The following is a 12,940-nucleotide window of genomic DNA, read 5'->3' as shown; positions in this document are numbered from 1 at the left end:
CAGTCAACGGCTTGCGTGTTACAAACATTCCCTACGCTAAGGAAATTTTTCGAACGCCTAATTACCGAGCGGTAAGAGACGTCCGTGAGACTGACCGGGAGCAGTTGTGTTCGCAGCGTGACCGCCGGGACAATGGAGGCGATGAACGACGACCTCGCCGCCCTACAGGCCCGTATCGACCGCACGAACGAGCTGCTCACCCGCATGCTCGCCGAAGTGGCGAAGACACCCTCGACACACGCGATCTTCGTCGACGCGGGCTACCTCTACGCGGCCACGGGACGGCTCGTCGCCGGGACGGAGGACCGCCGGGCCTTCGACCTCGACGCCGAAGGGCTGATCGAGGCGCTCATCGACAAGGCACGCCAGATCTTCGCGGACAGCCGGCTGCTGCGCGTCTACTGGTACGACGGCGCCCGCCGCCGCATCCACACCGCCGAGCAGCAGACCATCGCCGAACTGCCCGACGTCAAGGTCCGGCTCGGCAACCTCAACGCCAACAACCAGCAGAAGGGCGTCGACTCCCTGATCCGCACGGACCTGGAGTCACTCGCCCGGCACCGCGCCATCAGCGACGCGGCCCTGCTCGGCGGGGACGAGGACCTGGTCTCCGCGGTCGAGGCCGCCCAGGGTTACGGCGCCCGCGTCCACCTGTGGGGCATCGAGGCGCCCGAGGGCCGCAACCAGGCCGAGCCGCTGCTCTGGGAGGTCGACAGCCAGCGCACCCTCGACCTCGAGTTCTTCAAGCCGTATGTCGCCCGGCGCACCGCCCCCGCCTACGAGGCCGGCGCCACCAGACCCACCCGGGAGGACGTCCGTTTCGTCGGCGCGCAGATCGCCGCGAAGTGGCTGTCCTCGCGGGGCAGCGCGGCGCTCGGCGAGCTGCTGCCCGGCCACCCCTACCTGCCCGGATCGGTCGATCAGGATCTCCTCGTCGAGGCCGAGGGCCTGCTCCAGTACTCCCTGCGCGGCCAGGCCGACCTGCGCCGCGCCCTCCGGGACGGCTTCTGGGAGCACCTTCAGAAGCAGTACTAGCCGTTCGCCCCGTCCCAGAAGGCGGCGATCGCCTCGGCCGTGGCGGCCGGCCGGTCGGTGTTGGGAGAGTGCTCCGCCCCCTCGATGACCGTCCGGTGGGCCCGTAGCCGTAGCGCCATGTCGTCCAGCAGGGGCAGCGGCCAGGTGTCGTCCCGCGCGCCCGACAGCACGTGGAACGGCACTGGTACCGCGGCGAGTTCGCCGACGCGGTCCGGCTCGGTGCACAACTGGCGTCCGGTGGCGAGGAGTTGGGCCGGCTTGTTGCCAAGCCAGCGGCGCCGCAGATCCTCCTGGTCCTCCAGGTCCTCCAGGTCCTCGTCCAGCTCCTCCGGTGCCTCCATGGCCCGCATGGCCTCCCACACCTCGGCCATCGGCATCACGGCGAGCGCGTCCCGCAACAGCTTCACCCGCTGCAGCTGGGAGACGGAGATCTGCGCCGGGCCCGAGGACATCAGTGTCAGCGAGCGGAACGGCGTGTGGTCGAGGAGCACGGCCGCGCGCGCGATCTGACCGCCGAGGGAGTGACCCAGCAGATGCACGGGCCGGCCGTCGCTGACCATCGCCGCCTGCGCGAGTACGTCCCGCGCCAACTCCTCCTGGGCGTAGGCCGATTCGTCGTCCTGTGGGCCGTCCGACTCGAACTGCCCACGCCCGTCCACAGCGACGGTCCGGTACCCGCGCGCGCCCAGTGCCTCGTGCAGCGGGTTGAAGTCCTCCTTGCTGCCGGTGAACCCGGGCAGCAACAGCGCGACCGCCTTGGGCCCGGCCCCGCCGGCCGCGGGAGAGTCGATGACGGCGAACTCACCACGCGCGGTGGTGAGCGCGTACGCGCGGGCACCGGCGGGCGGGACAAAGTTAAGAGGCCTGCTCATGGGGAGAGATTATCCGGAGGACGGCGACGGACCGGGAGACGGTGGATGAATCCTGCCGCGGGCCTCCGGCAGGCCGGGGCCGGGAACGCCGACGGCCCGGCCCACACGGGGTGGACCGGGCCGTTTCGTAACGCTCAGCGGTACTCGCGATCAGGCCTCGGGAGCCGCAGCGGCGGCCTTCCGGGTCCGGCGGGCCTTCGGTGTCGCCTCCGCGCCGGCCGTGTCGACCGCCTCGGCGGACTCGGCCGCCTTGCGGGGGCTACGACGCCTCGGCTTGACCTCCGGCTCCTCGCTGGCCTGCGCCGGGATCTCCGGGCCGGCGGCTGCCGTCTTGCGGGTGCGACGGGGCTTGGCCTCGGTGCCTTCGGCCGCTTCGACGGCGGCCTCGGCGCCCTTGCGGGTCCGACGCGGCTTGGTCTCCGCGACCTCGGCGACCTCGGCGGTCTCCGGGGCGGCGGCTGCCGTTTTGCGGGTGCGACGGGGCTTGGCCTCGGTGCCTTCGGCCGTGTCGACGGCCGCTTCGGCGGCGGCTGCCGTCTTGCGGGTTCGACGCGGCTTGGCGGCCTCCGTCTCCGTCTCGGCCTCGGCCGTCTCCGGAGCGGCTGCAGCGGTCTTGCGGGTGCGGCGCGGCTTCGACTCCGTCGCCTCGGCCGTGTCGACCGCGGCCTCGGCCGCCTTGCGGGTGCGGCGGCGGGGCTTGACCTCGGCCTCCGTGGCCTCGGCCGTGTCCACCGCCGTCTCGGCGGCAGCGGCGGTCTTCCGGGTGCGGCGCGGCTTGGGCTCCGCGGCGGCCTCGGGCTCCGGCGTGGTCACTACCGCCTCGACGACCGGCGTCACCGGTGTCGCGGCAGTCTCCTGCGGAGCGTCCGTGCCCTCGGCCGGCGTCACGGCGGCCTCCGTGGACTTGCGGGTCCGACGGCGGCGCGGCTTCTCCGGAGCGACCGACTCCACCACGGCCTCGACGGCCTCGACGGTCTCAACGACCGCCTCCGGCGTCACGGTCTCCGGGACGGCGGCCGTGACCGGCTCCGGCGACGCCCCGCCGCGCGTACGGCGCCGACGGCGCTGGGTGTGGGTGCCGGCGGGCTCCGACGCCGTGACGGACTCGGCGGCCGGGGACGCGGACTCGGCGGACGGCGCCGTGGCCGTCGTACCGGATGCCGGCTCCGGCGACGCTCCGCCGCGGGTGCGACGGCGGCGGCGCGGGGTACGGGCCGAACGCTCCCGCTCCTCGGAGCGGGCCTCGCCACGGTCGCCCCGGCCACCGCGACCGCGTCCACCGCGGCCGCCGGTCTCGCCCAGGTCCTCCACCTCTTCCGCGTCGAGCCCGGCGCGGGTGCGCTCCGAACGCGGCAGGACACCCTTGGTGCCGGCCGGGATCTTGAGCTCCTCGAAGAAGTGCGGCGAGGTCGAGTAGGTCTCCACCGGCTCGGGGAAGCCCAGCTCCAGCGCCTTGTTGATGAGCTGCCAGCGCGGGATGTCGTCCCAGTCGACGAAGGTGATCGCCGTACCCTTCGCGCCCGCCCGGCCCGTACGGCCGATGCGGTGCAGGTACGTCTTCTCGTCCTCGGGGGACTGGTAGTTGATGACGTGGGTGACGCCCTCGACGTCGATGCCGCGCGCGGCGACGTCGGTGCAGACGAGGACGTCCACCTTGCCGTTGCGGAAGGCGCGCAGCGCCTGCTCGCGGGCACCCTGGCCGAGGTCGCCGTGGACCGCGCCGGAGGCGAAGCCGCGGCCTTGCAGCTGCTCGGCGATGTCGGCCGCCGTGCGCTTCGTACGGCAGAAGATCATCGCCAGTCCGCGGCCGTCGGCCTGCAGTATGCGGGCGATCATCTCCGGCTTGTCCATGGAGTGCGCGCGGTAGACGAACTGCTTGGTGTTCGCCACGGTCGCGCCCGTGTCGTCCGGCGCGGTGGCGCGGATGTGGGTGGGCTGGCTCATGTACCGGCGCGCGAGGCCGATGACCGCGCCCGGCATGGTCGCCGAGAACAGCATGGTCTGGCGCCTGGCCGGAAGCATGTTGATGATCTTCTCGACGTCGGGCAGGAAGCCCAGGTCGAGCATCTCGTCGGCCTCGTCGAGGACGAGCGACTTGATGTGCTTCAGGTTCAGCTTCTTCTGGCCCGCGAGGTCCAGAAGCCGGCCCGGGGTGCCGACGACCACGTCGACGCCCTTCTTCAGGGCCTCGACCTGCGGCTCGTAGGCCCGGCCGCCGTAGATCGCCAGAACGCGCACGTTACGGACCTTGCCGGCCGTCAGCAGGTCGTTGGTGACCTGGGTGCACAGCTCGCGCGTGGGGACGACGACGAGCGCCTGCGGGGCGTCGGTGAGGGCCTCGGGGGCGGCGCGGCCCGCCTCGACGTCGGCGGGGACGGTCACGCGCTCCAGGAGCGGCAGACCGAAACCGAGGGTCTTGCCGGTGCCGGTCTTGGCCTGGCCGATGACGTCGGAGCCCGACAGGGCGACCGGGAGTGTCATCTCCTGGATGGGGAAGGGGTTGATGATGCCGACGGCTTCCAGGGCCTCGGCGGTCTCGGGAAGGATCCCGAGTTCTCGAAACGTCGTAGTCAGGGTGCTGCCTCTTCTGTGTGTCGCGGTCCGAGGCGAGCGCGGGGGTCTTTGACGGACCGTGCCGGGGACGTCGGCTGCCTTACGGGCGGGCCGTGGGGGCACGCCGTATGGCACGGGACCTCTGCCGACGCTCTAGCGCTCGTACCGCTGAGGTGTCCCTCCGGTCGTCGTACGCGATGTGCCGTACGCGCCGGGAGGGCTGTCGGGTCGGAGCCGATCGGGCCACCGACCGGGCATCCTCATACGTGCGGCCTGTCGAGGTACGTCCGAATTCGACGGCGTACCAGCAGGCGCATTACCACCATACCCCGGAATCGTGCACATGTGATGGCCGAATTGGTCACGTCGTGGTAGTCACAGTGGTTGACCAGGGCCTTCCCCGGAGACTTCTCCAGGACTTCCGGGACTTCCCTGAGACTTTGCTGGGGCTTCCCCGAGGCTTCCCCGAGGCTTCCCTGAGGTGGCGGGCGGGCTATTGTGCGCTTCATGACGAGCTCTGACAAGCCTGAGACCGCCTCCGCCGTACCGACCGGTGTCGCCGCCCAGGACTGGGCGCGGGCAGCCGCCGACCCGCAGTACCGTGCCGCGGTCGTGGACCTGCTCGGCGCGCTCGCATACGGCGAGCTCGCGGCGTTCGAGCGCCTCGCGGAGGACGCCAAGCTGGCGCCCTCGCTGGTGGACAAGGCCGAGCTGGCGAAGATGGCATCGGCCGAGTTCCAGCACTTCGAGCGGCTGCGGAACCGGTTGACGGAGGTCGGCGAGGACGCGACGCAGGCGATGGAGCCGTTCGTCGCGGCCCTCGACGGCTTCCACCGGCAGACGGCGCCGTCGGACTGGCTGGAAGGCCTGGTCAAGGCGTACGTGGGCGACTCGATCGCCAGTGACTTCTACCGGGAGGTCGCGGCACGGCTGGACGCCGACACGCGCGAGCTGGTGCTGGCCGTGCTCGACGACACGGGGCATGCCGGGTTCGCCGTGGACAGGGTACGGGCGGCCATTGACGCCGACCCTCGCGTGGGAGGCCGGCTGGCGCTGTGGGCGCGACGGCTGATGGGGGAGGCGTTGTCCCAGTCCCAGCGGGTTGTGGCCGACCGGGACGCGCTGTCGACCATGCTGGTGGGCGGGGTGGCCGACGGGTTCGATCTCGCCGAGGTGGGGCGGATGTTCTCGCGGATCACCGAGGCGCACACGAAGCGGATGGCGGCTCTGGGGCTCGCCGCGTAACGCCCTGGGCCGGCGGGGGCTGTGCGGCGGCCGGGGACGCGTGCGGCTGGTCGCGCCCACGCGGCGGAGCCGCGAATCCGCACAGCCCCGCGTCCCTGACAGGGCGGAAAGCTTGTTCAAAGAGTTCGAAGGCGGTCCGGGAGTTCGGGATCGAGGAACTCGCGGACTACGCCGGGATCGATCGTCGACGCAGATGGCGGCCCGCCGGGCGGAGCAGCAGCGAGAGGGACGCCGCCGAGACGATCGCGGCACCCAGGAGGCTCACGAGGACCGTGCCCGGGCCCAGCGCACTGTGGGTGACGAAGTCGCCGAAAAGGGCTCCCGCGATGCCCGTGGAGAACACCAGGGGGCGGGCCGGAAGGCGGTGGGAAAGGCGGCTGGCCGCGCCCCACGACAGGGCCAGGCCGAGCAGTGCGGATCCAAGGACTTCCAGCAGCATCACGAGGGGTCCCTCCCACAGCTGGCCGGTGCTTCACGGTCGTAGGCCGTCATACCCGTGACCTGCGGAATGCAATCCTCCCCTGTGGGTGACTTGTGGACCGAATGTGGAAAGCGGACATGACAGAGGGGCCCGGGGGACAGATGTCCGCCGGACCCCTCTGTACTGCTGTGGCTAGAGCGCGGTGAAGCCCACCTTGCGCACCGTCGGCTCGCCGAGCTCGATGTACGCCAGGCGGTCCGTCGGGACCAGGACCTTGCGGCCGCGCTCGTCCTCCAGGGACAGCACCTGCGACTTGCCGGCCAGCGCGTCGGCGACGAGTCGCTCGACCTCCTCGGCGTTCAGACCGCTCTCCAGCACGATCTCGCGGGGCGCGTGCTGCACGCCGATCTTGACCTCCACGGCTATGTCCCTCCGACGGTCAGTAAAGTGCGCGACCTTCCGCGCCGTACGCAGCACACATTAGCCCGGTGAGGGGATGTACACGGTGCGGGCGTGCACGCCAGGAGCGAACAGCGAACGGGAATGGAACAGCGAACGGGAGTCAACGGGAATGCCGTGCCGACCGGTCCACCACGCCTCAGTGGTGGTCGGTGCCGTGCAGCGGGAAGCCGGCGATACCCCGCCAGGCCAGCGAGGCCAGCAGCTGTACCGCCTGGTCGCGCGGGACGCTGCGGTCGCTGTGCAGCCAGGAGCGCGCCACCACCTGGGCGAGACCGCCGAGGCCGGAGGCCAGCAGCATCGACTCGGCGCGCGAGAGGCCCGTGTCCTCGGCGATCACGTCGCAGATCGCTGCCGCGCACTCGTTGGTGACCTTGTCGACGCGCTCGCGCACCGCGGGCTCGTTCGTCAGGTCGGACTCGAAGACCAGGCGGAAGGCTCCGCCGTCGTCCTCTACGTACGCGAAGTACGCGTCCATGGTCGCCCGGACCCGCTGCTTGTTGTCGGTCGTCGACGCGAGCGCGCCGCGTACCGCATGGATCAGGGCGTCGCAGTGCTGGTCCAGCAGGGCAAGGTAGAGGTCGAGCTTGCCCGGAAAGTGCTGGTAGAGCACCGGCTTGCTGACGCCGGCGCGTTCGGCGATGTCGTCCATCGCGGCCGCGTGGTACCCCTGTGCGACGAAAACTTCCTGGGCGGCGCCCAGCAACTGGTTCCGGCGGGCACGGCGCGGCAGGCGAGTGCCCCGCGGGCGTGCCGCCTCTGTCTGCTCGATGGCTGTCACGCCGCCTCCCAAAATCGTCACATGCGGATTGCGCCGCGCGGCCATCGTACTTTTCGGTAACCGTGCTGTGCGCGGTGCGAGCGCAGAATTTCACGTACCGGACGACGGCGAAAGCCGCACCGGGAAATGCGGACAGGCCAGGCGGACCCGCCGGAGCCCCCCGCGGTCAGCGATAGTCGTCCTCGTCGAGGGAGACCACGCGCGCCTGTTCGATGAGATCGGCCTCGTTCCCGCGGTCCACGTCCACACCGGTGAGCGGGTCGTCATGGGACGGTGCGATGTCGGTGTGCTGCTCGGCTGCGTCGCCCTCCGGGGCCTCGACGTCGATCTCCGGGACGTCCTCCGCCTCCAGCTCCAGATCGTCGAGCATGTCGGGGTCGACGGGGTCGGTGGGGTCATAGGCCATGGTGGGCTCCCTTCCTTCGAATGTCCCTGGCAGAGGCAGGGGCCATAAACGGGTGCCCTCTATATGAGCGTAGGAGACACCGGATGCGGACGCTATGTCATTGACGGCCCTTCATCCGGGACGTCGTCGACGGCCGTCTCCTCGGCCTCGTTCGCGGCTTGGCAACGGCCGGTCGGCGGTTCGTCGTCGGGCCGTGTGTGTCGACGGCTCGCCCGGGTGACCCTGTGATGGCGAACACACGAATCACTGTGTGATCGTCTCGTAACATTGGCCCATGTCTTCGACCGAGCTGCCATCAGTGCCGCCCACCAGCGTGCTCCCGAAGGCGGCGGCCGTCCGAGTCGCGCAGGGTGAGCGCCTGCGGTCGGTGGGGCTGCCCGGCGTCACCCTTTCGGTCCGGTCCAGGCCGCCCACGCGTGCGGACCTGTCGCCCGCGTTGTACGTCCACGGGCTCGGCGGCTCCTCGCAGAACTGGTCGGACCTGATGCAGCGGCTCGAAGGCGTCGTGGAAGGCGAGGCGGTCGACCTGCCTGGCTTCGGCGACTCCCCGCCGCCGGACGACGGCGACTACTCGGTCACCGGGCACGCGCGCGCGATCATCCGCTATCTCGAGGCGGTGGGCCGCGGTCCCGTCCACCTCTTCGGCAACTCGCTCGGCGGCGCGGTCACGACCCGCGTCGCCGCCGTCCGCCCCGACCTCGTCCGCACGCTCACGCTCGTCTCACCGGCCCTGCCCGAACTGCGTGTGCAGCGCACGGCCATGCCGACGGTGCTGCTCGGCCTGCCCGGCGTCGCCGGGCTGCTCACCCGCACGACCGGCAAGTGGACCGCCGAACAGCGCGTACGGGGCGTGCTGGCCCTCTGCTACGGCGATCCCGGCCAGGTCACGCCCGAGGCGTTCGAGTACGCGGTCCAGGAGCTGGAACGGCGGCTGCGGCTGCCGTACTTCTGGGACGCGATGGCGCGGTCCGCGCGCGGGATCGTCAACGCGTACACGCTGGGCGGGCAGCACGGACTCTGGCGCCAGGCCGAGCGCGTCCTCGCCCCGACCCTGCTGATCTACGGCGGCCGCGACCAGCTCGTCGGCTACCGCATGGCGCAGAAGGCCGCGCGCACCTTCCGCCACTCCCGGCTGCTGTCCATGCCGGACGCCGGGCATGTGGCGATGATGGAGTACCCGGATGCGGTGGCCGGGGCGTTCCGGGAACTCCTGGCGGACAGCGGCGAGTTGGGCGGCAGTACGGCCGCGCCGGGTGCGGGGAGCTGAGGGGCGGGTGGGACGCCACAGTCGCCGCGGCCAGGCAGTCAAAGGTGACGCCGCAGACATATCAGACATAGGTGCGGGCCGAAAGAGAGACCCGAAGGAGGGCGAGCGCGGGGGCACCGGCACCGGTGCGATACCGCGCCCGACCCGCGGCACACCGGCTCAGGGGGTGCCGCGCCTGCCGGACGGTACGCCGGCTCAGGGGTTCTCGCGTCGGCCGGACGGTGCGCCGGTGGGCGGTGTGCCGCGTCCGCCGGAGGGTGTGGCTACGGGCGGGATGCCCCGTCTGTCGGAGCGTGTGGCCAGGGGTGGGGTGCCGCGGTTCGCGGACGGTACGCCTGCCCGTGGTGTCCCGCGCCCGGCGGACGGCAGGCCGGCTCAGGGGGTGCCGCGGCTGCCGGACGGTACGCCCGCGCGGGGGATGCCTCGCTTCCCGGACGGTACGCCCGCGCGGGGGATGCCTCGCTTCCCGGACGGTACGCCCGCCCACGGCGTGCCCCGGTTTCCTGACGGGACCCCGGCTCACGGCGTCCCGCGCGTCCCGGACGGTACGCCCGCCCACGGCGTGCCCCGGTTTCCTGACGGCACCCCGGCTCACGGCGTCCCGCGCTTCCCGGACGGGACCCCCGCCCACGGCGTGCCCCGGTTTCCTGACGGGACCCCGGCTCACGGCGTCCCGCGCGTCCCGGACGGGACCCCCGCCCACGGAGTCCCCCGGGCCCGTGGCGGTCACCCCCAGCAGCGTGAAGCGGGCGGTGGCTGGGGCGAGTTGCGCCGGCAGGCCGGTGCCGTCGCCTCGGGGGCGGCCGGGCCGTCCATACCGCGGCAGCGGCGGAGTGGGCCAGGTGGGCCAGGTGGGCCCCGGCAGGACTACCTCGACGCCTTCGGTGAGGACGTCGACGACTTCGCGCCCCGCACCGGCATCGGCCCCCAGCGCGCGGAAACGTATCCACCCGCCTTCGGCCCGCGCACATCCCCGCTCGCCTCCGAGCCGTACGGCGACGATGACGACGAGCCGCCCACCGGTGAACCCGCGCAGGCCAAGGGCGGCAAGGGCCGGGCCTTCGCCGGTGTCGCGGCCGCCGCCGTCACCACCGTGCTCGCGGTGGTCGTCGCCGGGCAGGTCGCCAAGGGCAGCGACAGCGCCGTACGGTCCCAGTCGGCCGCCGGCGACGCACGGGCCACCGACGGTTCCGCCTCGCGCGGCAACGGCCGTACGACTCCGTCCGCCTCCGTTTCCGCCTCCGCCTCGCCGAGCGTGGCGACGTTGTCGTACGCGCAGGCGATGAGCAAGAAGTACCCGCTGGGTGCCACGCTGGCCGGGTCCGGGAAGTACGACGCCGTGCCGGGGATCGTCAAGGCGCCCGGCAAGGGGCAGAAGTACACCTACCGCGTCGACGTGGAGCAGGGCCTCGGGCTGGACGGGGAACTGTTCGCCGCGGCCGTGCAGAAGACGCTCAACGACGACCGCAGCTGGGCCCACAACGGCGCCCGTACCTTCGAGCGCATCTACTCCGGCAAGCCCGACTTCGTGATCACGCTCGCCAGCCCCGGAACCACCGCCAAGTGGTGCGCCAAGTCCGGTCTCGACACGACCGAGGACAACGTGTCCTGCGACTCGGCCGCCACCGATCGCGTGATGATCAACGCCTACAGATGGGCGCAGGGCAGCGAGACGTACGGCGACGAGATCCACGCCTACCGGCAGATGCTGATCAACCATGAGGTCGGCCACCGGCTCGGCTACGGCCATGTGACGTGCGACAGGGACGGTGAGCTGGCGCCGGTCATGCAGCAGCAGACCAAGTTCCTGGACTACGACGGCATCCACTGTCTGCCCAATCCCTGGCCGTATCCAAAGAGTTGACAGGTGGCGCATACGTCACATTGACATGGGCAGAAAGATCGTACATATTTCTGGGCATGTCGACCCTTCACGCCTCCGCGCGCGCCGCCATCGAGCTGGCGCTCATCGGCGTGACCCCGCTCTGCGTGGCCGACATTCACTGTCGCTGACGCTCGCCCCCTGGCGTTCGCGTCGCGATTTTTCTCTCTGTTGCCGTGACTCGGTCACGGCTCTTTCGACGACCTGACGCCCGGGCAGACGTCTGTTCACTTTCGTCTCACTCCTCGTCAATCTGTCTCATCAGCCGAGACTTGCCCTTCCGAGAGGTCGTCATTCCGATGCGTCAACCGTCCGCCATAGCGCGCCGCGTCGCCGTGGCATCCGTCAGCCTGGTCGTGGCAGCGGGCGCCGCCGCCTGCGGCCCGAAGGACAACGATGCCAACGGCTCCAGTGGCGACTCCACGCCGCACAAGGGCGGCACGCTCAGCGTCCTGAACTCCGCCCCCCAGTCGGACTTCGACCCGGCACGCCTCTACACCTCCGGCGGCGGCAACGTCCCCTCCCTGGTCTTCCGTACGCTCACCACCCGCAACCGCGCGAACGGAGCGGCCGGTGCCAAGGTCGTCCCCGACCTGGCCAACGACACGGGGCGCCCCAGCGAGAACGCCACCGTGTGGACGTACACCTTGAAGAAGGGCCTGAAGTACGAGGACGGGACCCCGGTCACGTCCGCCGACATCAAGTACGGCATCGAGCGCTCCTTCGCCCCCGAACTCTCCGGCGGCGCGCCCTATTTGCGCGACTGGCTGGTCGGTGCCGCCGACTACCAGGGGCCGTACAAGGACAAGAAGGGGCTCTCGGCGATCGAGACGCCGGACAGCCGCACGATCGTCTTCCATCTGAACAAGCCCGAGGGCGAGTTCCCGTACCTGGCCACACAGACGCAGTTCACGCCCGTCCCGAAGGCCAAGGACACGGGCACCAAGTACGAGGAGCATCCGATCTCGTCCGGCCCCTACAAGGTCGTGAAGAACGAGAACGACGGTGAGCACCTGGTGCTGGAGCGCAACACGTACTGGTCGTCGGCCGTCGACGACCAGCGCAAGGCCTACCCGGACACCGTCGACGTGCGTTCCGGGCTCGACTCCTCGGTGATCAACCAGCGGCTGTCGGCGTCCCAGGGCGCGGACGCGGCCGCCCTGACGACGGACACCAACCTCGGCCCGGCCGAACTCGCCAAGGTGACCGGCGACAAGACTCTGGCAGCCCGGGTCGGCACCGGCCACTTCGGCTACACGAACTACATCGCGTTCAACCCGACGGTGAAGCCTTTCGACAACGTCAAGGTGCGACAGGCGATCTCGTACGCCATCGACCGGTCGTCCGTGATCAACGCGGCCGGCGGCAGCGCGCTCGCCGAGGCCGCGACCACCTTCCTGCCCAACCAGAAGTCCTTCGGCTACACGCCGTACGACCTGTTCCCGGCGGGCGAGACCGGCAATGCGGCCAAGGCCAAGGAACTGCTGAAGGAAGCCGGTTACCCGAACGGGCTCACCGTGACCCTGACCCACTCCAACAGCAAGGACTTCGAGACCAGCCCCGAGATCGCGACCGCCCTCCAGGACGCGCTCAAGAACGCCGGCATCACGGTCAAGCTGCAGGGCCTGGAGGAGAACGACTACAAGGACAAGATCCACAGCGTCAGGACGGAGCCGGGCTTCTTCCTCGCCCACTGGGGTGCCGACTGGCCGTCCGGCGGCCCCTTCCTCGCCCCGATCTTCGACGGCCGGCAGATCGTCAAGGATGGAGCGAACTTCAACGCAGGTCTGCTCAACGATGCTTCGGTCAATACCGAGATTGACGCGATCAACAAGTTGACCGACCTTGACGCGGCCGCCAAGCGGTGGGGCGCACTGGACCAGAAGATCGCCGGGCAGGCGCTGACCGTGCCGCTGTTCCACCCCGTCTACAAGCGGTTGGTCGGCAAGGACATCAAGAACGTCGTGATCAGCGACTGGACCGGTGTCCTGGACATCTCCCAGGTCGCGGTGAAGTAGC

The 12,940-nt window shown here is 70.7% G+C and carries 12 protein-coding genes; 6 read left to right on the top strand and 6 right to left on the bottom strand.

All coding sequences use genetic code 11. From position 1 onward, the window contains the following. Nucleotides 1–132 precede the first annotated feature (132 nt). Complete coding sequence (locus ABZ396_RS01605) at nucleotides 133–1,035, top strand: NYN domain-containing protein (protein ID WP_358926237.1); 903 nt, start codon at nucleotides 133–135, stop codon at nucleotides 1,033–1,035. On the opposite strand, the gene ABZ396_RS01600 is transcribed toward ABZ396_RS01605, so the two are convergent. Continuing rightward, nucleotides 1,032–1,907, bottom strand: a complete 876-nt coding sequence (locus tag ABZ396_RS01600; protein WP_358926211.1) for an alpha/beta hydrolase — start codon at nucleotides 1,905–1,907, stop codon at nucleotides 1,032–1,034. The genes ABZ396_RS01605 and ABZ396_RS01600 overlap by 4 nt on opposite strands. Before the next feature lie 150 nt (nucleotides 1,908–2,057). Beyond that, nucleotides 2,058–4,388, bottom strand: a complete 2,331-nt coding sequence (locus tag ABZ396_RS01595; RefSeq protein ID WP_358926213.1) for a DEAD/DEAH box helicase — start codon at nucleotides 4,386–4,388, stop codon at nucleotides 2,058–2,060. Nucleotides 4,389–4,958: 570 nt separating this feature from the next. Here ABZ396_RS01595 and ABZ396_RS01590 point away from each other — a divergent pair. Then, on the top strand, nucleotides 4,959–5,705 hold the full coding sequence (locus tag ABZ396_RS01590) for a ferritin-like fold-containing protein (protein WP_358926215.1): 747 nt from the start codon (nucleotides 4,959–4,961) through the stop codon (nucleotides 5,703–5,705). Between the two features lie 166 nt (nucleotides 5,706–5,871). Here the strand turns inward: ABZ396_RS01590 and ABZ396_RS01585 are convergent, their stop codons facing one another. The 4 genes from ABZ396_RS01585 to ABZ396_RS01570 all read right to left on the bottom strand — a co-directional run bounded on the left by ABZ396_RS01585 (nucleotide 5,872) and on the right by ABZ396_RS01570 (nucleotide 7,772). Next, nucleotides 5,872–6,144, bottom strand: coding sequence for a hypothetical protein (locus ABZ396_RS01585; RefSeq protein WP_358926217.1), 273 nt, complete (start codon nucleotides 6,142–6,144; stop codon nucleotides 5,872–5,874). A gap of 174 nt (nucleotides 6,145–6,318) precedes the next feature. After that, complete coding sequence (locus ABZ396_RS01580) at nucleotides 6,319–6,546, bottom strand: DUF3107 domain-containing protein (protein WP_358926219.1); 228 nt, start codon at nucleotides 6,544–6,546, stop codon at nucleotides 6,319–6,321. A 178-nt stretch (nucleotides 6,547–6,724) separates the two neighbouring features. Beyond that, nucleotides 6,725–7,366, bottom strand: coding sequence for a TetR/AcrR family transcriptional regulator (locus ABZ396_RS01575; RefSeq protein ID WP_358926220.1), 642 nt, complete (start codon nucleotides 7,364–7,366; stop codon nucleotides 6,725–6,727). Between the two features lie 166 nt (nucleotides 7,367–7,532). Further along, entirely contained in the window at nucleotides 7,533–7,772 is a 240-nt protein-coding gene (locus ABZ396_RS01570; protein ID WP_358926222.1) for a hypothetical protein, read from the bottom strand. Nucleotides 7,773–8,046: 274 nt separating this feature from the next. Between ABZ396_RS01570 and ABZ396_RS01565 the strand changes: the two genes are divergently transcribed. The 4 genes from ABZ396_RS01565 (at nucleotide 8,047) to ABZ396_RS01550 (ending at nucleotide 12,939) form a co-directional block, all read left to right on the top strand. Further along, nucleotides 8,047–9,039, top strand: coding sequence for an alpha/beta hydrolase (locus tag ABZ396_RS01565; RefSeq protein WP_358926224.1), 993 nt, complete (start codon nucleotides 8,047–8,049; stop codon nucleotides 9,037–9,039). Nucleotides 9,040–9,457: 418 nt separating this feature from the next. Further along, complete coding sequence (locus ABZ396_RS01560; RefSeq protein WP_358926226.1) at nucleotides 9,458–10,903, top strand: DUF3152 domain-containing protein; 1,446 nt, start codon at nucleotides 9,458–9,460, stop codon at nucleotides 10,901–10,903. 56 nt (nucleotides 10,904–10,959) lie between these two features. Continuing rightward, a complete protein-coding gene (locus ABZ396_RS01555) occupies nucleotides 10,960–11,052 on the top strand; it encodes an Ms4533A family Cys-rich leader peptide (protein WP_358926227.1) in 93 nt (30 codons plus the stop codon). A 168-nt stretch (nucleotides 11,053–11,220) separates the two neighbouring features. Then, nucleotides 11,221–12,939: an ABC transporter substrate-binding protein gene (locus tag ABZ396_RS01550; protein ID WP_358926229.1), complete on the top strand. Its 1,719-nt coding sequence runs from the start codon at nucleotides 11,221–11,223 to the stop codon at nucleotides 12,937–12,939. Nucleotide 12,940 lies beyond the last annotated feature (1 nt).

The sequence above is a fragment of the Streptomyces sp. NPDC005866 genome (genome assembly GCF_040629895.1).
In the GTDB taxonomy this organism is placed as follows: domain Bacteria; phylum Actinomycetota; class Actinomycetes; order Streptomycetales; family Streptomycetaceae; genus Streptomyces.
This window is presented reverse-complemented; position numbering and strand designations above follow the sequence as displayed.

Excerpts from the sequence above, each read along its gene's own strand:
- ABZ396_RS01605 (WP_358926237.1), top strand. The coding sequence starts at position 133 with ATGGAGGCGATGAACGACGACCTCGCCGCCCTACAGGCCCGTATCGAC.
- ABZ396_RS01600 (WP_358926211.1), bottom strand. The coding sequence starts at position 1,907 with ATGAGCAGGCCTCTTAACTTTGTCCCGCCCGCCGGTGCCCGCGCGTAC.
- ABZ396_RS01595 (WP_358926213.1), bottom strand. The coding sequence starts at position 4,388 with ATGACACTCCCGGTCGCCCTGTCGGGCTCCGACGTCATCGGCCAGGCC.
- ABZ396_RS01585 (WP_358926217.1), bottom strand. The coding sequence starts at position 6,144 with ATGCTGCTGGAAGTCCTTGGATCCGCACTGCTCGGCCTGGCCCTGTCG.
- ABZ396_RS01570 (WP_358926222.1), bottom strand. The coding sequence starts at position 7,772 with ATGGCCTATGACCCCACCGACCCCGTCGACCCCGACATGCTCGACGAT.
- ABZ396_RS01565 (WP_358926224.1), top strand. The coding sequence starts at position 8,047 with ATGTCTTCGACCGAGCTGCCATCAGTGCCGCCCACCAGCGTGCTCCCG.
- ABZ396_RS01560 (WP_358926226.1), top strand. The coding sequence starts at position 9,458 with ATGCCTCGCTTCCCGGACGGTACGCCCGCGCGGGGGATGCCTCGCTTC.
- ABZ396_RS01555 (WP_358926227.1), top strand. The coding sequence starts at position 10,960 with ATGTCGACCCTTCACGCCTCCGCGCGCGCCGCCATCGAGCTGGCGCTC.
- ABZ396_RS01550 (WP_358926229.1), top strand. The coding sequence starts at position 11,221 with ATGCGTCAACCGTCCGCCATAGCGCGCCGCGTCGCCGTGGCATCCGTC.